We start from the raw sequence: 20,733 nt of genomic DNA, 5'->3' as shown, positions 1-20,733 counted from the left end.
GTGTTGCAGCTTCGGCGCAGAGTGCTTCGCGTGCTGTCACACCTGTGCGGCTATGCGTTTACCCGAGGCGCGTCTTGCAGCGCGGTTTCGGGCCTTTTGCCAACTCGTTTGCAGATTATTTGCCGCGCCGCGGCGGAGTACACCATGGATCGTCTCGATGCCGTTCGTCTTGCCAGTTTCTCCGCTGCCGGGGTGCCGGGCGCCACTGCGCCGTTCGACGCGCCCTCTACCGCCATGCCGTCCGGGCGGATGGACATCGTCTTCATCGAAAACTTTGTTGGTCAGACGATCATCGGTATCGACAGCAGCGAGCAACATGTCCCGCAGCCGGTACGGATGAATCTTGCAATCGGTGTTCCCGCCATTCGTGCCTGCACAACCGATCGCATCGAGGACACGATCAATTATGCGGCGGTACGTAGCGCGCTACATGGGCTCCTTGCGTCGCATGGCGTGCGTTTGCTCGAAGCGCTTGCCGAAGCGGTGGCGCGCCTCCTGATCACCGAGTTCGGCGCTCACTGGGTGCGCGTCGCGCTAGCCAAACCCGCCAAGTTCGATGATGTGTCGGCGGTCGGCGTGCAGATCGAGCGGCAACGTAGCGATATGCCGCAAACTGCCGCAGGGGTCACAGGTTATGCGTTGCTCGGGAGAGGGCTGATTCCGGACTGAGCGCAAAAACGCGGCGCGGTGCTGTTGCCAGCACCGTGCGCGTGATTCGCTATTTGAGGCGGCCCCACACATTGGCTCGACTACTTCGCCGCCGTCTTTTCGTGCCCTAGCCCACAACTGCGGTAGGCATCGGTCTGCAATGCGCGGAATTTCTTCGTCTGCGCTTTCGCCTGATCGACCCGAAACTCCGAGCCGCCTTCGCCGCCCAACGTTGCGTACTTGGAGAACGTCGACTGATCGACGAACTCCTCGTAGGGCAGCGCGGTGGCCATCTTGTCGATCACGCACGAACATTTATAGACGTTGGCGAAATCGTGTCCGTTGTCGTCCATGCATCCCAGCACATATTCGACCCGGCCCTGCGTCGGATAGTTGTAACCTCCCGCCGGGGCCGCCGCCGTGGGCGCGTCGCCATCCGCCCACGCGAGCGGTACCGCGAGCGTGAGGCAGGCACAGGCTGCCAGCGCACGACATCGTATGCTCATCTCTTGCCTCTATGAGAGGGTCGCTTCACAGCAAAGGTTCGCGCGAGCGCGAACCCTTGCTGCCCCCACGCAATCCGGCGCACCGTCAGTTCGGTGCAAACGGATGCGCGACGCTGCCCTTCTTCGCCACGACTTCCGCAGCGCTCGGTTCACCGGCGACAGCGCGCTTGATCGCCTCGCGCGTCGCCTGGTAGTTGAATTCCTGAATCTTCTTGTCGTCGTCGGCCTGCCAGTGAATAAAGACGCCAACGCACAGGAACAGATCGTCCGCTTCGTCCTGCGGGATCGTGCCATCCTCGACGCTGTCCGCCACGGCGAGTGCAACGGCATGCTGCGCAGGACCGAACATCTGCACGGCCTGCTTGGCGCCCTTGATCGTCACCTTGTTGAACAGAATCGTATTCGGCTTGGTGAGCAGGTTCGGCGCGACGACGGCAAGCAGCGATGTGAAGCCATCCTTATTATTGGTGAGTGCATTGCAGAATGCAGTTTCCGCCGCTGAACCTCGCGGTCCCATCAGCAAGTCGATATGTGCGACCTCGTTACCGTCGCCGACGAGCGACTCTCCTATCAGGACGCGATTAATCTTGGCCATTCTGTTCCTCCAATGAGTGGAATAGTGACTTGACGACTGACTGACATGCTCCAGTGACGATGCTGTTGCCCGATCGCCAACTGGCGGGTGAATGCGCAGTGGCACTAACTAACAGGATCCGTGCCAATGCACTGGCTGCCCGGCTGGTATGAGCTGGGGCCGGCGCCGTCGACGGATGCAAGGCAGCCGGCGACGAACAGCGTCGCCACGGTCAAGTCCGCGCTGGTGCCGGGGTTGATGGCACTAGCCTTCAGTTCTGCGTCCCATGCATCGAGCGGCTGACGCATTTCGTCGGAACGGTTTTGCGCGAGCGAGTGGCGCCACGTCGCGTGCCGTTCGCGTGCCGCAAGCGTGACACTCTGCGCCACGGCAATACCCTGCTTACGCACAATGTGAGAGTCGGGCCAGGCGCCGAGGAACGTGAGAAAGACGTTGAGCGTGGCGTTCCGCGGCTGATCGGCAGGCATTTCGCGGAACGCGGCAAGGCCGCTGTCGAAGATGTCGCGAAATCCTTCCGCATATTGGCGCGCGATGCTGTCGCGCCCGGCAGCGAGCGTCATCGCTTCGCGCAGACCGACCGTCGGCGGCGTGTGGACCGACTGTTCGGGCGCCTCGCCGAGACCGCCGGGATTGGCGAGCGCGATCGCGCGGTACGCGAGGCGCGTGTCGTCGATATCGAGCCGCGCCAGCACGCGTTCGGTCGCGTCGCGCCAGCGGTCGGCCGACAGTGGGCGCAGCGCCGCCTCCAGCGCCGCGGCGAGCGGCGCGACTAGCAGCAGGATGCCGAGGTTCGTGTTGCAGCCGACCGCGTCGCGCGTGCGGGTGATCGCATCGAGCACGCGCAGGCCGACCGGCGCGCCGCGTGCGAGGAGCGCGGCGGCGGCCACTTCCGCGCTGGTGATGAACTGGGCCGCGCGCATGCCGTGTCCGGCGCTTTGCACGCTGACGTTGCCGGGCTTGGGGGTTTCGACATCGAGCCGGCAGGCCGCAAGGAAAGCGGCGTGAACGGGTCCGTACGCGACGGAACAGGGCAACTCAGCCATGGTGTCCATGAAGCGCTACAACGGCGGCCTCATCGGTCTGCGCGACCCCGGTAACACCGTCGCGCTGCGCGGGTAGCTTGCGCTGGAGCAGGTCGTCGGCGAGAGCTGCCGCGAGATCGATCGATGTGACCGATTGCAGGCCGCGCCATGCGGCTACGCCGTTGACTTCCAGCACGAGCGGCCGGGTGGGGTCATGGGGATCGGGAATCAGGTCGACGCCTGCGTAGTCGAGTCCGAGCGCCTCGGTGGCGCGCACGGCAGTCTGCGCGAGCGGCGCATCGAGTTGCGCCGCTTCGCACGCGGCGCCCTGAGCGAAGTTATGGATCCAGCCCTTGCCGCCGACCCGCCGCATCGCCGCCACGGCACGGCCGCCAACCACCAGCACGCGCCAGTCGAAGCCCGGACGGCCGCCATCGATATAGCGCTGCAGATACGCAACCTGCTGATAGGGCTTGAGCGAAGGCAGAGGCGTCAGCGCGCGAGGTTGAGCGCCGCCGCGCGCGCCGAGCCGTTTAAGCCCGTGGCCTTGCGAGCCGAACAGCGGCTTGAGCACGACCTGGCGTCCAGCCGCTGCTTCGCGCATCAATACGCGTTGGGCAAACGCTGCGGATTCGCCGGCCCACGTCGCGGGCGTCGGTACCCCGTTGCGGTGCAGCAGAAAACTGGTCATCGATTTATCGACGCTGCGCTCGATCGCGCGCGCGTCGTTGTAGACGGGGACACCGGACTCGCGCAGTGCATGCAGAATACCGAGCCGCAGCGTGACCTGCTCAAAGGTGCCGCCGGCAATGCCGCGCACGAAGACGGCGTCGGGCAGGCCGTGGCCAAAGCCCGGCAGCATCAGCCCATGGGGTTCCCATGTCGTGTCGATCCGGCAGTCCGCCAGATCGATGCAGCGCGCCTCCACGCCGCGCGCGCGGAAGGCCTTTTTCAGGCGCCCGGTGTGCCAGCCGGTTTCGTCGGTCATGATCGCAATGCGCAGCGCCGCCCGCGCATCGACGGGGTCGACGCCAGCGAAAGAGCCCGGTGCAGGAATGGTCATGGCTTGCCGTTCCATTGCTCGTGCAGCAGCGCCGCGTCGACCCGTCCGCCGTGCCAGGTCGCGCCGCTTTCGAGGCTGCTCACCCACACCTCGGCCGGCGCGAACAGCGCGGGATCGATCTGGTAGAAGTCGTAGTTGAACGAAGTGAAGATGTCAGCGAACGGGCGGCCATAATCGCGCGAGGTGGAGGCGGGCAATTCGACGGCGAGCTGCTTCGCCACCGCGTCGTGCTTCACGGTGAGATGCACGCGTCCGCCATACAGGATCGCGTCGTTGGTGCGGCCCATCGCCTGGATGCCGTCCGGCGCGGGCGGCGGCAAGGGCGCCGAGCCGCCGCCTTCCACGACTTCGTCGAGCGGTACGCCAAGCACATGGGTTTTGTGCAATGCAACTTCAACGACGCGCGCCACCACCTGTACCGTTCCCGCGACAGAGTGTGTCGGCGTGGTGACAAGCGTTAGCCGCTCGGGCGCGAGGCCGCAATCGTGCAGCACCTTGTCGATCACGACCTGTGGCGGCAGGCGATCCACCTCGAGCACCAGCACACCGCGCTCATGGCGGTCGCGGTAGCCGAGTTCGGCGAATAGCGGCTCCTTCACGGCCAGCGCGCGCGCCGGGCCCGAGCCAAGCGAGAAAAACTTCTTGCCGCCGGTCTGTTCCCTGGTGGCCGACAGGCTCCATCCGGCGTACTGGCTGCCGAGGCAGGCGAGCACGGGCCACGAGGTGCGCACCTCGATCGTGCTGGGCCAGAGCGGCTGCGCATCCAGGTTCTCGCGCACGGTGACGTGGCCGAGGCCACCCATGCAGATGCGCGCAATCAGCACGCCCGCCGCGACGCTGCCGGGCGCAACGACGCCCGCATCCACCAGCACAGTGCCGTTTTCCGTGCGGCTGACGATTGCGCCGAAGCGCGCGGCGTCGTCGACCAGGCGGCTGACGAGACGCTCGCCAAGCGCGTTGACGCTCAGCGCGGCAGCGCCGGCGAGCGGTAGCTGAGGCGCCTCAGGAGTGGCATTGGATGAAGGCATAGTCGGGCTCATGGCAGGTTTCGATTCGTTGCAGAACGAGCGCGCGTTGTTCTTCGAGCGCGTGCCGCACCGCGTCCAGCGAAGCCGCGCGCACGAGCAGCGTACAGACCGGTTGGCCGGTCTCGATCCACGTGCCGGGCATGGGCACGTCGCGGCAGCATGGGTCACGCAGACAGGCGTCGCTGAAGCTTTGGGAGACGACGAATGGACGCGGCGCGAACAGAACCTGTTGACCTGCGCGCCACGCTGCGGGCGCCGGCGTTTCAGGCGATGCGGGCGCGGGCAGGCGGCCGTGGCGGCATGCTTCGATATGACACGCGAGCAGTCCGTCCGGCCAGGCATCGGGCGAGGCGGTCTCGTAGAGCGTCATCGTCGAGGAGGGGCGGGTGTTGATTTCGAGCAGCTCGAACGTGTCGCCGTCGAGCAGAAAGTCGCAGCTATTGATGCCGGCGAGGCCGGTTTGCGCGCACAGCGCGACAATCGCTGCCCGCACGCGCGCCTCGACGGCGGGCGGCAGATCGACCGGACCGAGCGGCCCAATCGACCCAGCGTGCACGAACGGCAGATTGCCCATCTTGCAGGTGAGTTGCTCAGCGAAGCCGAGCACGCGCGCGCTGCCGCGAGCGGCGATAAACAGCGCAGAGAGCGAGCGGCCGCTGCTTCGGCGCTGGAAATATCCTTGCGCAGGCACGTGCGAATCGCTGACCGCCGTGGCCGGTTCGATATGCGTGCCACCGCAACCGTCCGCGTGTTTGATCAGCCAGCCTTGCGCTTCATTGGCCACATCATTGGCGCCTTTATTGGCACCTTCAGCGGGCCGCGTGAACGCCACCGGCGGATGCGGAATACCGAGGGTATCCAGCAGCGCAAAAAATCGCCGGGGTTCGCGCACGGCGGCGCTCGCCTCCGCAGGATTGCCAATGAAGCGGGGCAGGCCTCGCGTGCGGCACAACTGCGCGACGAACGGCTCGAGCCCGCTGCCGTCGATCCAGCCGATCAGCCCCGGCAAGCGCGCGGTGCGTTCGAGCGCCGCCACCAGCCGCGCGTAATCGATCGACAACTGGCCGGCGCCGATGTCGAACCACAGTTCGGCGGCCTCGCGGGTATCGCGGTCGCCGAACACATCGAGCGCGGCGACACGCAAGCCCGCGCGCGCGGCGGACTGCGCGAGCATCCGCGCCGACAGTCCCGCTACCGCGACGAATGGCGCATGCGAGAGCGATGGACGCGAGTTCATGGCGGCTCCGGTCGCGATAGCAATGGCGCGCAGATCGTCACGGGGCGCGCGCTCAACCGAGGCCGGCCGCGACGGCGCGGGCTTCGTCGAAGGCTTGTGGAAAACCGAGGTAGACCGGCTTGCCGCCCGTGCGCATCTGAATGAAGAGGCGATGCTCCACCTGATATTTGACGTTGCCGATGGCCAGCGCCCCAATGCCGATGGCGCCGCCGGCGGTCGGCACGCCTTCGATTGGCTTGCCGTCGTTCATCACGTTGACGCCCGCAATGCCTTCGGGCGGCACGGCGTTCACATCCGCGGCAATCAGCAGATGGGCGGCATGCGCCAGATCGGCCGTGCTGACCACCTGAACGCCTGCGACGGCAGTGGCGAGTACGATCTCGGCCTCGCCTAACGCCGCGCGCAGTTCTGCCTGCGTCGTTGTGCCCACCCCTTTGGTGACGATACTAAAGCGTTGATTGATATCGTCGCTGACACGCACCGCGCGCGCCTCTCCGGAGTGGCTCGCAATCGACACATCGGCGCCGAGCGAGGCCGCCATGGCCGCGGCCACGCGACCGACGGCGCCGGTGCCGCCGAGAATCAGCACGCGCTTGCCGCCCAGTTCCATGCCATAGGCCTTGGCCAGATGCCGCTCCACCAACGCGACGAGCGCGGCGGCGGTGGTGTACGACCCGCTCGGATCGGCGAACACCGACACTTCGAACGGCGGAACCATGGCTTTGCGCGCGGTCTCGAGCATGTCGGCCGCAAGCAGGACATCGCGCCCGCCGATGAAGATGCCGGTGCGCGACACACCTTTCGGACCGCGCGAAAAAATCGCGTCCTGGGTCAGGTTCGCGACCATGCCGGCTTCGACGCTGCAATACGGCACGATGATCTGATAGCCGGCGTCGGCGGCCATGTTCACGTCGAACGGACTCATCTGCGGCGTAGCCGTCAACATGTGCAGGATATAAGGCCTTTCAGTGGGTTTTTCAGTGGTGTCGGACATGGCAGGAGGCTCGTTCAGTGGCGTATCTCATGCAGGGCGCAAGGGAAGGGCTCAAGGCTGCGTGTGTTGCGTGCGGCGGCGTTCGATTGTCCGCGGCGGTGTGGGACCGTGGTGCGTCATGCTGCGTCGATGCGCTGCTGCTGCGGGGCAACGACGCCGCGCACGGTCGCGCCGCGATTGCGTCCCGTGACAATCGTGCATTCGATGTGCGGCACACCGCGCGTGGCGTCGCGGGCCGTGGCGAGCGCACCCTCAGCCTCGCGTGCGTCGGCGACGATCGCAAAGCCGGTCGGCCCCCACGAACTCTGGCCGATGCCCGCGGTTCGCTCCGCGGCCACGGCGCGCAGCGCGCGCTCGACATCGGGGCTGGCGAACACGCCGCCTTGCACGGGAGCAAAGTATTCGCCGATGGTCTGCTGCATTTCCGTCAGGCCCTGCGCGAACGGCGCCAGGTTTCGCTCCGCGACGCCGGGCAGAATCTTCATCAGCACGAGGTGGCACAGATGCGCGGCGAGTTTTTGCGGAAAGGGGGCGAGCGCGGCGAGGCCGCGGCGTTCTTCAGCACCGTGCAGGCCTTCGCGGGCGTTGTCGCTGACGAGCAGCACGCGCCAGCTATCCGGAAACGGCTGACGTGCGAGCAGAGGCGGCACACCCGGGTGCAGGTCGCCCGAGGGTCCGCCATCCACCAGCAGGCCGCCGCAATCGAAGCCGAGCACGCCAATGCCCGAGCGCGCGCCGCGCCCGAGGAGGCTCGCGAGTTCAGCGCTGGTCGCGGCATGGCCGAGCAGACGAACGAAGGCGCTGCCGACCGCGAGCGAGAGTTGCGTGCCCGATCCCAGGCCGCTGTGCGCGCGCGGCGTCCGGGTTACCTCGATCGCGACGGGCGTCGGGTCGTAGGCGGCGTGCAGCCGTTCCAGACAGATCGCAATGCGCTCGCGTTCCGCATCGGTCATCGTGCCTTCGATCTGGTCGTGTGCGGCGCGCCGCGCTTCGACCTGGGTGCCGGCGGAATCGATCACGAGTCCGAGGCTGCCGAACGCGCGTCCCAGCGAGGCGTTCGGATCGAGAAAACCCAGATGCAGCCGCGCGGGCGCATCGACCATCACGCAGGCGTCTGGTTGGAGGCGGCGACCGGGAAGCTGCATTGTGCGTGTCCTTATTCGTGCCTGACTTGCCGTGTATGAGCGGGCGCACCCGAAGGGCCGTCGCGGTAACGGCGCGTGCCGTGGCGCAGCGGCCCGGCGGGGCACTTCAAGCGAAAGCCGTACCAGGTGCGCGGGACGGTGCCCTGCGTTAGCTTCCTGACGTGCTTTTCGGCGCGTCGTACTTGATGTAGCGAAAGCGCTGGTCGTCCGTTGGCGTGCCCTCGAGTGGGCCCCCTTCGGTTCCCGGCTGCCACTGGATGAATGATTCGATCTTGCTGGCGAGCGCGAAGTCCTTGTCCGTGATGCCCTTCGCGGAATGCGTCTTCAGTTTCACCGTCACGAATGCATAGGAGACCGTGAGATCCGGGTGATGCCACGCGGCTTCCGCGAGGTGGCCCACCGCGTTCACCACCATCAAGGTCCCTTTCCAGCCCTCGGTGCGATATTTGCGCCGCAACCAGCCGTCTTCGAGATACCAGTGCTGTAGCGGGCCAACGAGGCGTTGCTGGATCTCCTCGTCGGAATAGACCTGTTCAGTGTTTGCCATGACCGTTGCTCCGCTCGTGATGAACCGCTCGTAACCGCATGATGCGCTGCAATAGGCGGGCCAGTCACGTGATCGGCTGCGGGCGGAGGGGTTTTGTCGCGGCTTGCCTCCCGACGGACACGCTTCGTATCGCGCAGTGACACAGAATGTCCCACGTGGCGCGACGCAGCCGGTCACGGCCGTGACACCGCTGCGCCGGATGGTGAGTGATCCGAAGCTAACGCGAGGGGGTGGCGCGAATGGACGCAAGACGCGTAGCGAGCGCCGCGCGGCGTATATCGACGAGCTTGTGGCGGCGCGCGATATGCACGCCAGTTCGATTCCGGCATGGAATATGCGTCGGCCGTCATGCGCCGCAAAGTCCGACAACGATCGGGTGAGGGCGCTGATCGTTACCCGCATCCGAGGAGGCGCGCCCGATGCGACGAGGTAGCGTGGGTCATTCGTGAGTTGAACAGCAAGACCATTCTGGAGGAGACATGAACTTACGCACCACGGTTCTTGGGCTCGCGATCCTCGCGTCGGCAGCCTTGAGTTCTATCATTGCACAGGCCGATCCGCAGCTCGACGAGGCCTTGAAGAGTCCGTCCAACTGGGCGGCCCAGGCGGGCGATTATGCGAACCATCGCTATAGCCCACTTAAGCAGATCAACGAAAGCAACGTCGGGAAACTACAGGTCGCATGGACCATGTCGACCGGCGTGCTGCGTGGCCACGAAGGCTCACCGCTCGTGATCGGCGACACCATGTATATCCACTCGCCGTTCCCTAACAAGGTTATTGCAATCAATCTGAAAGACCAGACGTTCATCTGGCAGTACCTGCCGAAGCAGGATGACCAGGTGGTGTCCGTGATGTGCTGCGATACCGTCAACCGCGGGCTCGCCTATGGCGACGGCAAGATCTTCCTTCAACAGGCCGACACCAAACTCGTTGCGTTGAACGCGAAAACCGGCGATGTGGTCTGGACCGCGCAAAACGGCAATCCGAAAGCGGGTGAAACCAACACCAACGCGCCGCACGTATTCGGCGACAAGGTGCTGACCGGCATCTCGGGCGGCGAGTTCGGCGTGCGCGGGCGTCTCATCGCGTATGACATCAAGACCGGCAAACCGGCCTGGACGGCCTACAGCACCGGGCCCGACAAGGACATGCTGATCGACCCCGACAAAACGACGACCTACGCCGACGGCAAGATGGTGCCGGTGGGCGCGGACTCGTCGCTGAAGTCCTGGAAGGGGGACCAGTGGAAACTGGGCGGCGGCACCACCTGGGGCTGGTATGCGTGGGATCCGAAACTCAATCTTGTCTACTACGGCACCGGCAATCCGGGTACATGGAACCCGACGCAACGTCCGGGCGACAACAAATGGTCGATGTCGATCTTCGCGCGCGACCTGAATACCGGAGAAGCCAAGTGGGTCTATCAGATGACACCCCACGACGAATGGGACTATGACGGTGTCAACGAAATGATCCTCTCCGACCTGACGATCGACGGCAAGAAGGTGCCGGCCATCGTTCACTTCGACCGCAACGGTTTTGGCTACACGTTGAATCGTGAGACAGGACAACTGCTGGTGGCCCAGAAGTTCGACCCGGCGGTGAACTGGGCCGACCGTGTGGATCTGCAAAGCGGCAAGCCGATTCGCAACGCAGCGTATTCGACCCAGGCGGCGGGCTCCGATCATAACGTGAAGGGCATCTGTCCGGCGGCACTCGGCTCGAAGGACCAGCAACCGGCGGCGTACGACCCGAACTCGAAGCTCTTCCTCGTGCCGACCAACCACGTGTGCATGGACTACGAGCCGTTCGATGTCGATTACGTGTCGGGCCAGCCGTATGTGGGCGCCACGTTGTCGATGTATCCGGGCCCGAACGACAACAACTCGATGGGTAACTTCATTGCCTGGGATGCTTCGAAGGGCAAGATCGTCTGGTCCAAGCCGGAGAAGTTCTCGGTATGGTCGGGCGTGCTGGCTACTGCAGGCGGAGTGGCGTTCTACGGCACGCTGGAAGGCTACATCAAGGCCGTTCGCATCAGCGACGGCAAGGAACTTTGGCGCTTCAAGACCCCGTCGGGGATCATCGGCAACGTGTTTACCTACGAGTACCAGGGTAAGCAGTTCATCGGTGTCTACTCGGGTATCGGCGGCTGGGCCGGCATCGGTATGGCGGCAGGCCTCGAAAAGTCGACTGAGGGTCTCGGCGCAGTGGGCGGTTACCGCGAACTTGCGAAGTACACGGCGCTGGGCGGCACGCTGTTTGTGTTTGCCATTCCCGGCGGTACTAGCTGAAGGGCAGATCCATGACGGGCTGGCCCACGCCGGGCTGGCTCATCACGGGCCAGCCCAGATTGAAACGCGCGACCGGTTCGCTGCCCTTGCGGAGGATTGGGGCCGGTCGCGCCGTCGTCAAACGAGTCGTCTACGGGTCATCTGGCCCGCGCCATGCCACGGATGCGTCGCCAAAACGCGTCGGGGTGTGGCCTTAATCTGAAGGGAGACATCTGCATATGAAAGGCCGAGCTATCTTGTTGCGGGCGGCATTGCCCGCCGTTTTCCTCGTGCTGCCTGCTGCGTTTGCCCAGACCAATCCCGCGATTGCCCAGGTAACGTACAAGGTGCAGGACGGCAACAAGGTCGACAGCAACACGCTGCAAGGATGGAAGACCTGGCGCGCGCTCGACTGCGAACGCTGTCACGGCGCGCAGCAGCAGGGTATGGTCGGACCATCGCTGATCGACGCGTTCAAGACCCTGGATACGAACGAGTTTCACCGCACCGTATTCGGCGGCCGGGTGGACAAGGGCATGCCCGACTTCAGTTCGAGCCAGATGATGCAGAAGAACTGGCAGAACCTTTACGCGTATCTGAAAGGACGTTCCGATGGCCAGATCAAGCCGGGCGATCTGCAGGCTATCGACGCGAAATAACGCCTACGTCCCTACCTCAGGAGCTTATTGATGCGTCATGGCAAACGAATGCCCGCGCACGTCGCGATCGTCGCGGCCGCGCTGTGCTATGCGGCGATGGCAAGCGCCGCGGTGCAGGCCCAGGGCGAGGCATTGCCCAATAACGATGGCGCCGATGGTGTGCTGCGGGTCTGTGCCGACCCGAACAACATGCCTTTGTCCAACAGCAAAGGCGAGGGCTACGAAAACCGCATTGCGAGCCAGATGGCGAGCGATTTCGGCTACAAGCTCGAGTACACCTATTTTCCGCAACGCATGGGTTTCGTGCGCCATACGTTGCGCGAGAAGGTGCCCGATTCCGACCAGTACAAATGCGATCTGATCATCGGTGTGCCGAAAGGTTACGACATGACCTCGACGACGCAGCCGTATCTGCGCTCCACGTATGCGATGGTATTTAGCAAGCGGCCTGAACTGGCCGGCATCAATACGCCGGACGATCTGCTCAAGCTTCCACCGGACCAGTTGCACAAGCTGCGCTTCGGCATTTTCTCGCAGACGCCTGCGGTCGACTGGCTGCTCAGTCACAACCTGATCGATCAGGCCGTCTCGTATCAGGTGCAAAGCGGCGACCCGCAGGAATATCCCGGCCAGATGATCGAGCACGATCTGCAGGCGGGCAATGTCGACGTGGTGTTCCTGTGGGGGCCGATTGCGGGCTACTTCGCCAAGCGTGCCGGCGATACGGTAAAGCTGGTGCCGTTCCCGCCCGATCCGGGGATCCGCTTCGACTATACGATCTCGATGGGCGTTCGCTACGGCGAAAAAGCGTGGAAGGACAAGGTCGATCAATGGATCGGTGCGAACCATGACAAGATCGACAGCATCCTGACGAGTTACGAAGTGCCGCTTCTAAAGCCCATCGACACGCCGGCCGCCAAGCCCGCGGACGGGTCGCCATGAGGGGTGCAACGAGGTGCTCGCGCCGCGACTGGCGGCGCCTGCTTGCGGCGTGCATCACGTGCGTGGCCTGTCAGATGCACGCGGTGGCGTTTGCTGCCGGCACGGACGAAATCTCGGCCGCCGAGAAGCTCATCTTCACGACGGATCATCTGCATGGCATCGAACAGCAAACCGAACTCGACTATGCCTTCCTCAGTTCGGACCAGCCGGCGCACAGCACGGATGTCGTCAGGGTGCTGGTGGTCAGTCCGGACAACGCCAAGGGCGACGCCCAGGTGTCCGATCACAGCGGAGCCGTGCCGTTGCCCGATGGCGGCCTGCAGTGCAACCCCGTGATTGTCTATTTCCTCGAGCGCGACATCGCGGAGATGGAGCGTCTGACCGGCGGCCAGCGCCGTTATTTCCAGCAGCGCCTGCGACTCGCGCTCGCCGCTGGGCCGAAGATCGAAACCGTGACGAGCCAGATCGGCGGCAAGTCCGTGAAGGCCCAGCAGATCGTCGTGCAGCCGTACCTGAACGATCCCAACGCGGACCGCTTCGCTCAATACACCGGCAAGCGCTACACGTTCCAGATTGCCGATACCGTGCCCGGCCAGGTCGCGCTGATCCGTACTGACGTACCCGGCGCAAACAACGATTTCGCGCACCCGCTGCAGACGCAGACGTTGAGCTTCCAGGCCGCGTTGCGCAAGCTGCCGCCGCCGCCAAATGCGCCTAATGTGCCCATGAAGCCTTCGGACGCGCCGCGGGCGAGCCGTTAGCGAGGCCGCGCCAAGGTGAATTTCATCCGCTCGCTGACCTTGCGTCAGCTGCAGATCTTCGTCGTGGCGAGCCGCTATACGAGCTTCGCACGAGCCGCGGAGGAACTGCATCTGACCCAGCCGGCGGTGTCGATGCAGATTCATCAACTGGAGGAGGCGGTCGGACTGCGTCTGTTCGAGCGCATCGCGCGCAAACTCACCATGACCGAAGCGGGTGAAAAGCTAAGCCATCACGCGAGCCGGATTCTCGGCGAGATCAAGGATGCCGAAGACGCGATGACCTCGCTCAAACAGGCCGATAGCGGCTCGATCGCCGTGGGCATCGTCAGTTCTGCGACGTATTTCGCGCCGAAGCTGCTGGCCATGTATTCGCACCTGTATCCCAAGGTCGACGTGCACTTCTCCGTTGGCAACCGTGACGCGCTGCTGCGCCTGCTGCAAGACAATGCGATCGATCTCGCCATCATGGGGCGGCCGCCGCCGGAACTCGATACCACGACCGAACCGCTCGCGTGGCATCCGCAAGTGGTGATCGCTCCGGTGAGTCATCCGCTGTGCGGTGCGCAGCGCTTCGATCTGCAGGAACTGCGCGGCGACACGTTTCTGTTGCGCGAACCCGGTTCGGGAACGCGCATGGCTGCGGAGGAAATGTTCAGACAGCATCTTTTCACACCCGCGAAGGTCGTCACGCTCGGCAGCAACGAGACGATCAAGCAGGCGGTCATGGCGGACATGGGGGTGAGCCTGATTTCGCTCCATACGTTGCTGCTGGAATTGCGCACGAAGGAAATCGCCTTGCTGGATGTGAACGGCACACCGATCGAACGTACGTGGCAGATCGTGCATCTGCGGGCCAAGCAGTTGTCTCCGACCTGCGTGGTATTCAGGCGGTTTCTGCTCGAGCAGGCCGCCGCCTATCTGGAGCGCGAGTATGCGCCATTCGTCACGCTGCCCGCGAAGTGGGGGGTTCTGAAATGAGCGGTGCCTTTCGGGTACGTGCTGCGCTCGCGCGCTGCGTGAGGGTTGCCGGCATGGTCTGCGTGACATTCGCCGCCTCGCAGGCGCTCGCTGCGCCGACCTCGATCGCGCTCATGGACTGCGTGCTGATCGATGATAACGCGGCCTACAACGACGCCGAGATCAACCGTCTCCAGCAGGCGCGCCTCCAGATGGTCAGTACTGCCTTGCGTGAGCAGTTGCGCGTCGGCGGGCGCTATGAGGTGGCCGACAATGGCCCGGCTGCCGCCCTGATCGCTCAACTCGGCGCGTCGCAGGATCTGAATGCGTGCGCCGGCTGCGCGCGGCAGGTAGGCCGCAAGCTCGGCGTCGAGCAGGTCGGCAGCTGTTGGGTCCAGAAAGTCAGCAACCTGATCCTCAATATCAACCTGCACGTCGAAGATGTCGCCAGCGGGGCGACCGTATTCCAGCGCTCGGTGGACATTCGCGGCAATACCGATCTGTCCTGGCGCCGTGGCGCCACGGCGCTGGTCGGACTCATGCTCGGCAGTGCAGCCGCAGGCTCGCCCGGTAGCAGCGCATCTCCGCAATAGCGATCAGGATTTTGCAGTAGCGGAACACTCTGTACTTGAAAGGTGTGACAGGGTGACATTGTTTTCCGCGCGAGCGCGTCTGCCGTACGAGCGGGCGCGCTGGCACAGAGTATGCGTCGCTGTCCGGAGTTTTCCGTGAGAAGCCCGTTCGTCTCGCGGCTCAGCCGACACGTCTGCTTCAGCACGACTGCTATAGGGGATTGCATCGATGGGTTCTGGCGAACTGCTTCAGGACTGGCGTCTGCATGCACTGCAAATCGAAGACGAGATCTCGAGAGTCGTGATCGGCCAACCGCAAACCATCCGTCTCATCAATGTCGCCTTGTTTGCCCGCGGTCATGTGCTTCTCGAAGGCGGCGTCGGGGTCGGCAAGACAACCGTGTTGCGTGCGTTTGCGCGGGTCGTGGGTGGCGCATTCGAGCGTGTCGAAGGCACCATCGACCTGATGCCGGGCGACCTCGTCTATCACACGTACGTGGACGCCGAGGGGAAGCCGCGCATCGATCCCGGTCCGCTGCTTCGACACGGCGAGCAGTTGACCACGTTCTTCTTCAACGAAATCAACCGGGCCCGTCCGCAGGTTCAGTCACTGCTGCTGCGTGCAATGGCGGAACGCTCGGTGTGGGCGTTCGATCGCGAATATCGCTTCCCGCATATGACGGTGTTCGCCGACCGCAACAAGGTCGAGAAGGAAGAGACCTTCGAGCTTGCCTCGGCCGCTCGCGATCGCTTCCTGTTCGAGCTTGCCATGCCTACGCCGACTGAGCCCGACGTGCGGCGCGCGCTGGTATTCGATGCGGCGTTCCATGACGTCGACAGACTGCTTGCACGGCTCTCGCCTGGGATCGTTCCGTGGGAGCAGCTGAACCAGGTCGGAGCGGCGATTCAGGAGAGTGTGCAGTCGAGTGAAACGATCGAGCGTTATGTCCTGGACATCTGGCAGGCAACGGAAAAGCCGCAGCTGTTCGATATTGCGCTCGACGGCGTCGATATGGACCGGCTCATCCTGGCAGGGGTAAGCCCCCGAGGCATGAGCGCTCTGTTGCGGGCTGCGCGCGTCGTGGCGTGGCTGGCCAACCGTTCGCATCTGGTTCCCGAGGATATTCACGCCGTGCTGATGCCCGCGCTTGGGCATCGCGTATTCTTCACGCCGATTTATGAACTGCGCCGTCAGGAACTCGCTGAAGCCCTCACTACGCAAATCATGAACAGGCTCGCCGTACCCTGAGCCATGAACGGGGCCGCGGAATTTCACTACCGTTTGCCGATGCGCGCCGGCGGATTTCGTCCCGGTTCGCACCCCGGATCGAGCTTCGGCGCCGGCCAGGAATTCGCGATGCACGGGCGTCTGTTCGACTACCCGGATCCGCGCCGCCTGGATCTGCGGGCCAGCCTGCGCGCCGCACGCTCGGAGTGGCTGGTGCGGGTTCATCTGCAACGCGCCGCGGTGCCCGTGCAGGTGATCGTCGATGTCTCTGCGTCGATGCACTTCGGCACGCGCCAGACGAAGCTACAGGTAGCCGCTGACTTTGTCGAGGCGTTGGGATACAGCGCATTTCGCGTCGGCGATCAGTTGGGCATGCTGGCCTTCGATACACACGCGCGCGACGATCTCTTCATGCCGGCGCGCTATGGCCGGGGCGTCGGCAATCTGCTCGCGACGAAGTTGCGCGAGACGACTAGCGATGCGGCGGGAAACGGCAGTCTTGCCGGGTTGCGGCGCGCCGCTTTGACGCTGGCTGGAAGGCAGGCGCTGGTCTTCCTCGTTTCCGACTTTCACTGGCCGCTCGTGGAATTGCCCACTGTACTCGACCTGCTGGTGCATGCCTGCGTGGTCCCGATGGTGGTCTGGGACAGCGCTGAGATCGCACCGCCCAGCGGTGGTCTGCTGCTCGCGGTCAACGATGCCGAGTCGGCGGGGCAGCGCACGCTATGGTTGAGAGACAGCGTGCGCGAGCGTTGGTGTGAAGCGGTTGCGCGGCGGCGTGCGGAACTCTCGAAGCTATTCGGCGTGCGCGGCATGCAGCCGTTTTACGTCGAAAGCGCTTTTGATCCCGAGGCCATGTCACGCTACTTTCTGGAGGCGATCGCATGAGACAGCGTGGGCGCCAGGTTGGCAGAGCAGGGCGTTTGCATCGCCGGACATGGGTCGCCGCGATGTTGACCATCTCGCGAGCGTTCGCGTTGCCGTTGGCGTGCGCGCTGACGCTGGCGCCGGCGATGAGCGTCGACGCGGCCTCGGGCAAGCTCTTCCAGCCGGCGGTTCAGGAGCCGCGCGCATATGGCTACCTGCTCGGCGATATCCTCACGCAACGCATTCTGCTGCCAACCGGCGCTAACGATGCGGGTCCGGTGGCGCCGCCGTCTATCGGCCGCACCGGTGCGTGGCTCGAGCGCCGGCCTGCCCGCTACGAAACCGATGCTGGCGGTCGCCGGTGGATGGCGATCGACTACCAGGTGGTCAACGTCGCACCCACGCTCACGAGAATCGCCTTGCCCGCGCTGAGGTTGACTACGGCATCCGGTGCGACGCTGCAGGTTGCCGAGTGGCCGATTAGCATTGGTCCAATGACGTCCGCCGACGCCTTCGATGCCGGCGATCTGCAACTGATGCGGCCCGACCGGCAAGCTCCTTTGGCGCCGACCGCGCCGCTGCGGCGCCAGGCGAGCGTCGCACTTGGCCTGTTGCTGCTGACTTTGCTCGCGTGGCTGGGCTGGTGGCTGTGGCGCAACTGGCGCGAGTCGGCCCAGCTGCCGTTTGCACGCGCCTGGCGGCAAATGCGGCGGCTCGACGGGCCAGGCGCCGATACGTCGGCGGATGCATGGTTGTGCGTGCATCACGCGTTGAACGAGACGGCCGGTCATGTCGTTCACGCGGGTTCTTTGCCGAGCCTGTTCGCGCGAGCGCCGTATTTGCAGCCGCTGCGCACGCAACTCGAACAGTTCTACCAGCAATCGACCGAACGATTCTTTACGCCTGCATCGACGGCGGCCTCTTATCCACTCCGGGGGCTATGCCGGTCGCTGTATCGCGCCGAGCAGCGCCATGAGCGATGAACATGGCGTTCGACTTCACCTATCCGTGGCTGCTCGTCCTGCTGCCGCTGGCCGCGCTGCCGTTGTTGCGCCAGCGCGCCGACGCGCTGGCTTTCTCCTGGATCGCATGGCTGCCGGACGATCGGGTCGGACAATGGATCGGTTGGATTGGGCGGGGCAGTGCGGCGCTGGCGATGGCCGCCATTGTGCTGGGTCTGGCCGGCCCGGGACGCTCGCATCGCGAGGTGCTGCGTACGGGCAGCGGGGCGCAGATCCTGATCCTGATGGACCGCAGCGCGAGCATGGACGAAACGATGAATAGCAAAGGCGTGGAGTCGCCGGGAGGCGAGTCGAAGAACAAGGTTGCGCGTGCATCGTTGACGAACTTTATTGCCCAACGGCCCAACGACCGGCTCGCCTTCATGATGTTCGGCACGAGCCCTGTGCTGGCCATGCCGTTTACCTACGACCACCGGGCGATCGACGCGGCAATCGCGGCCACAGCGGTGGGACGCGGTATGCCCGATACGGAACTCGACCGTGGGCTGCTGGCGGCGATCGGCGAGTTCAATGGGGCGAGGTTCTCCGGGCGCCGGGCGATCGTCCTCGTCTCGGACGGTGGCGCGAAACTCGACGCGCCGGTGCAGCGGCTCATCCAGGATGGACTCCTGCGCAACCAGATCGCGCTTTACTTTATTTACTTGCGCAGCGGCGTCTACAGCCCCGATCTGAACGCCGCGCTTCCCGCGAGCGAGTCTTCAGCCGAGGCCGAACTGCATCGCTACTTCCTGTCGTTAAAGACTCCTTATCGGCTTTTCCAGGCGGGTGATGCACAGGCGATGAAGGACGCGATGGCCGAGATCAACCGGCAACAAAATGCGCTGACTTCATTTGTCGAGCGTTTGCCGCGGCAGGATTTCAGCCCGTATTGTTTCGCCGTGGCGCTTGCAGGCTGCACGCTATTGCTGGCGTTGCGGCTGTTTCAGGTGCGGGCCTGGGCATGAAGCGCGCATCGATTCACCTCATCTTCGCGGCCGCCGCGCTGTGCTGCGCCGGGGTGGCGGCGTATGACGGGGTGCGCCTGTGGCACGCACAGCACGTCAATCTGGCGATGGCGGCAGCTGCAGGTGAAACAGGCACGGTAGCGGGCACCAAGGCCACAACCGGCACGGCAGGCGCCCCGCGCTACGAGCGCAACGACGGCGCCGCCCGCGAGGTCAGGCTCGCACGCGCGATTGCGCTCTCGAAGGCGGGTGCCTACGATACGGCAGGCCCGCTCTTCGAGGATCTGATCCGCGAGCGGCATCTCGACGAGGTCGGGCGCGCGGCGCTGTTCGATCTTGGCAACATGTACCTGCGTGAGGGCATGGGCCACAGTCCTTCCGGCACGCTCCAGTCGGTCGCCATGGTCGAGGAGGCCAAGGCCCGCTACCGGACTTTGCTGCGTGCGACCCCGGACGATTGGGAGGCGCGTTACAACCTCGAACGGGCGTTGTGGCTCGCGCCTGAAGCGCGTGCCACGGCCGACGCGCCAGAGGTCAAGGAGCAACACAACGTCCACCTGCGCGATGCGCAGAGCCAGGATCTGCCGTGAGCTTGCGCGCACTGACACGCGGACTTTATAGCGGGCGCCACTGGATGACATCCGTGGCGCTTCTGTTGCTGCTCGCGGCGGTCGCCATGCCCCGCGTGATACTGCCGCGCGACACGTTCAGCTACATCGTCACCTTCGATATTACGCAAAGCATGAATGTCGAGGACGTCGCGTTGAATGGCGTACCGGTGAGCCGCCTCGTGTTCGCACGGGCGGCGATGCGCGACGCGCTGGGGCAACTGCCTTGCGGCTCGAAGGTGGGATGGAGTGTGTTCACGGGGCAGCGAACGTTGCTGTTGCTGCCGCCCGTCGAAGTTTGCAGCAACTTTGACGCGCTGTTGTCGTCGCTGGAGGGGATCGATGGGCGCATGCGCTGGACCAACTGGAGCCGGATTGCCGAAGGCGGTATCTATTCCGCCACGCGCGTGGCGCAGGACGTCGGCCAGGGCGCGGCCGTCGTGTTCATCACCGACGGCCAGGAGGCGCCGCCCGTCCTGCCGTCCGATGCGCTGAAGCGGGACATCAACCCCGCTCAGGTCAAGGGCTGGCTGATCGGCGTGGGCGGCGATCAGGCCGCGCCCATTCCGCACACCGACGCCGAGGGTAACCGTGACGGCTACTGGCAGGCAGAAGATGTGATCCAGGTGCCGCCCGTGCCAGGTTCCGCAACGCAGGCCGAAAGTCACGAGGAACTGTCCGAATTGCGCGGGCATTACCTCGCTGCAGTGGCCGGAGGGATCGGCTTCGGATATCGCCGCCTGTTGAGTGCGGAGTCCTTGCGCGAAGCCATGATCGATACGCGATTTGCTCACCGCGAGCCAGTGCCGACCGACTTGCGCTGGTGTCCCGCGCTGCTTGCCTTGCTGCTGCTCACGTGGCGATTTGCGCCGGGCTTCGGTTGGGCCTGGCATCGCGTAACCGGCAGACGCACGAACCCGCCATATGCAGGCGGTCGCGCTTCCTGAAACCTGTCGAGAGTCTGGAAAATCACGTGCGCATCGCCTACGCTTAAGCGAGCCGGCCTTTTCGGACGTGAGGGCATTTCCCCCCATCCATCTATGCGCAGCCGACCCATCCTGACAAAGCAGATTAACGGTTCTAAATCGTACGCTTTTGTTGTTTGAGAGGGT

The 20,733-nt window shown here is 64.5% G+C and carries 22 protein-coding genes; 13 read left to right on the top strand and 9 right to left on the bottom strand.

The features are described from left to right. The first annotated feature begins 144 nt into the window (after positions 1–144). Positions 145–669: a dihydroneopterin aldolase gene (locus tag P3T17_RS05615; protein WP_429405198.1), complete on the top strand. Its 525-nt coding sequence runs from the start codon at positions 145–147 to the stop codon at positions 667–669. A gap of 80 nt (positions 670–749) precedes the next feature. On the opposite strand, the gene P3T17_RS05610 is transcribed toward P3T17_RS05615, so the two are convergent. The 9 genes from P3T17_RS05610 to P3T17_RS05570 form a co-directional block, all read right to left on the bottom strand. Then, complete coding sequence (locus P3T17_RS05610; protein ID WP_074264690.1) at positions 750–1,154, bottom strand: hypothetical protein; 405 nt, start codon at positions 1,152–1,154, stop codon at positions 750–752. Positions 1,155–1,239: 85 nt separating this feature from the next. Next, positions 1,240–1,749, bottom strand: coding sequence for a formaldehyde-activating enzyme (gene fae / locus P3T17_RS05605; RefSeq protein ID WP_074264689.1), 510 nt, complete (start codon positions 1,747–1,749; stop codon positions 1,240–1,242). A gap of 104 nt (positions 1,750–1,853) precedes the next feature. Continuing rightward, the gene (locus P3T17_RS05600; RefSeq protein WP_429405533.1) at positions 1,854–2,792 is read right to left on the bottom strand and encodes a triphosphoribosyl-dephospho-CoA synthase; all 939 of its coding nucleotides are present in this window, start codon (positions 2,790–2,792) and stop codon (positions 1,854–1,856) included. After that, complete coding sequence (locus P3T17_RS05595; protein WP_429405196.1) at positions 2,785–3,834, bottom strand: ATP-grasp domain-containing protein; 1,050 nt, start codon at positions 3,832–3,834, stop codon at positions 2,785–2,787. The genes P3T17_RS05600 and P3T17_RS05595 overlap by 8 nt, the downstream gene beginning before the upstream one ends. After that, on the bottom strand, positions 3,831–4,862 hold the full coding sequence (mch, locus tag P3T17_RS05590; protein ID WP_429405194.1) for a methenyltetrahydromethanopterin cyclohydrolase: 1,032 nt from the start codon (positions 4,860–4,862) through the stop codon (positions 3,831–3,833). Before mch ends, P3T17_RS05595 begins: the two co-directional genes overlap by 4 nt. Next, the gene (locus P3T17_RS05585; protein ID WP_429405192.1) at positions 4,837–6,099 is read right to left on the bottom strand and encodes an ATP-grasp domain-containing protein; all 1,263 of its coding nucleotides are present in this window, start codon (positions 6,097–6,099) and stop codon (positions 4,837–4,839) included. The genes mch and P3T17_RS05585 overlap by 26 nt, the downstream gene beginning before the upstream one ends. A 52-nt stretch (positions 6,100–6,151) precedes the next feature. Further along, complete coding sequence (locus P3T17_RS05580) at positions 6,152–7,093, bottom strand: NAD(P)-dependent methylenetetrahydromethanopterin dehydrogenase (RefSeq protein WP_074264684.1); 942 nt, start codon at positions 7,091–7,093, stop codon at positions 6,152–6,154. A gap of 116 nt (positions 7,094–7,209) precedes the next feature. Beyond that, entirely contained in the window at positions 7,210–8,238 is a 1,029-nt protein-coding gene (locus P3T17_RS05575) for a beta-ribofuranosylaminobenzene 5'-phosphate synthase family protein (RefSeq protein WP_429405190.1), read from the bottom strand. A gap of 148 nt (positions 8,239–8,386) precedes the next feature. Continuing rightward, on the bottom strand, positions 8,387–8,785 hold the full coding sequence (locus P3T17_RS05570; protein WP_429405188.1) for a 4a-hydroxytetrahydrobiopterin dehydratase: 399 nt from the start codon (positions 8,783–8,785) through the stop codon (positions 8,387–8,389). A gap of 479 nt (positions 8,786–9,264) precedes the next feature. Between P3T17_RS05570 and P3T17_RS05565 the strand changes: the two genes are divergently transcribed. From P3T17_RS05565 to P3T17_RS05510, 12 genes are all read left to right on the top strand, one after another. Then, positions 9,265–11,082 carry a methanol/ethanol family PQQ-dependent dehydrogenase gene (locus P3T17_RS05565; protein WP_074264680.1) on the top strand — a complete coding sequence of 606 codons (1,818 nt, stop codon included), beginning with the start codon at positions 9,265–9,267 and terminating at the stop codon, positions 11,080–11,082. Positions 11,083–11,300: 218 nt separating this feature from the next. Continuing rightward, positions 11,301–11,720 carry a c-type cytochrome gene (locus tag P3T17_RS05560; RefSeq protein WP_074264679.1) on the top strand — a complete coding sequence of 140 codons (420 nt, stop codon included), beginning with the start codon at positions 11,301–11,303 and terminating at the stop codon, positions 11,718–11,720. Positions 11,721–11,750: 30 nt separating this feature from the next. After that, positions 11,751–12,662, top strand: a complete 912-nt coding sequence (locus tag P3T17_RS05555; protein WP_429288393.1) for a substrate-binding domain-containing protein — start codon at positions 11,751–11,753, stop codon at positions 12,660–12,662. Further along, positions 12,659–13,423 carry a hypothetical protein gene (locus P3T17_RS05550; protein WP_429405186.1) on the top strand — a complete coding sequence of 255 codons (765 nt, stop codon included), beginning with the start codon at positions 12,659–12,661 and terminating at the stop codon, positions 13,421–13,423. The genes P3T17_RS05555 and P3T17_RS05550 overlap by 4 nt, the downstream gene beginning before the upstream one ends. 15 nt (positions 13,424–13,438) lie before the next feature. Continuing rightward, complete coding sequence (locus P3T17_RS05545) at positions 13,439–14,401, top strand: LysR family transcriptional regulator (protein WP_429288392.1); 963 nt, start codon at positions 13,439–13,441, stop codon at positions 14,399–14,401. After that, positions 14,398–14,973: a DUF3280 domain-containing protein gene (locus P3T17_RS05540; protein WP_429405184.1), complete on the top strand. Its 576-nt coding sequence runs from the start codon at positions 14,398–14,400 to the stop codon at positions 14,971–14,973. Before P3T17_RS05545 ends, P3T17_RS05540 begins: the two co-directional genes overlap by 4 nt. 208 nt (positions 14,974–15,181) lie before the next feature. Beyond that, positions 15,182–16,201 carry an AAA family ATPase gene (locus P3T17_RS05535; RefSeq protein ID WP_429405182.1) on the top strand — a complete coding sequence of 340 codons (1,020 nt, stop codon included), beginning with the start codon at positions 15,182–15,184 and terminating at the stop codon, positions 16,199–16,201. A gap of 3 nt (positions 16,202–16,204) precedes the next feature. Next, on the top strand, positions 16,205–17,068 hold the full coding sequence (locus P3T17_RS05530) for a DUF58 domain-containing protein (protein WP_429405180.1): 864 nt from the start codon (positions 16,205–16,207) through the stop codon (positions 17,066–17,068). After that, positions 17,065–18,030, top strand: coding sequence for a calcium incorporation protein MxaA (locus P3T17_RS05525; RefSeq protein WP_429405178.1), 966 nt, complete (start codon positions 17,065–17,067; stop codon positions 18,028–18,030). The genes P3T17_RS05530 and P3T17_RS05525 overlap by 4 nt, the downstream gene beginning before the upstream one ends. Further along, the gene (locus P3T17_RS05520) at positions 18,027–19,013 is read left to right on the top strand and encodes a vWA domain-containing protein (protein ID WP_074264671.1); all 987 of its coding nucleotides are present in this window, start codon (positions 18,027–18,029) and stop codon (positions 19,011–19,013) included. Before P3T17_RS05525 ends, P3T17_RS05520 begins: the two co-directional genes overlap by 4 nt. Next, positions 19,010–19,603, top strand: coding sequence for a tetratricopeptide repeat protein (locus tag P3T17_RS05515; protein ID WP_429405176.1), 594 nt, complete (start codon positions 19,010–19,012; stop codon positions 19,601–19,603). Before P3T17_RS05520 ends, P3T17_RS05515 begins: the two co-directional genes overlap by 4 nt. A gap of 44 nt (positions 19,604–19,647) precedes the next feature. Then, positions 19,648–20,568 (top strand): MxaL protein, encoded by a 921-nt coding sequence (locus tag P3T17_RS05510; RefSeq protein ID WP_429288501.1) that lies wholly within the window; start codon positions 19,648–19,650, stop codon positions 20,566–20,568. Positions 20,569–20,733: the final 165 nt, after the last annotated feature.

The sequence above is a fragment of the Paraburkholderia sp. GAS82 genome (assembly GCF_050436285.1).
Lineage (GTDB): Bacteria > Pseudomonadota > Gammaproteobacteria > Burkholderiales > Burkholderiaceae > Paraburkholderia > Paraburkholderia phenazinium_B.
Note: the sequence above shows the minus strand (reverse complement) of the source record. Positions and strands in the feature narration are given on the sequence as shown.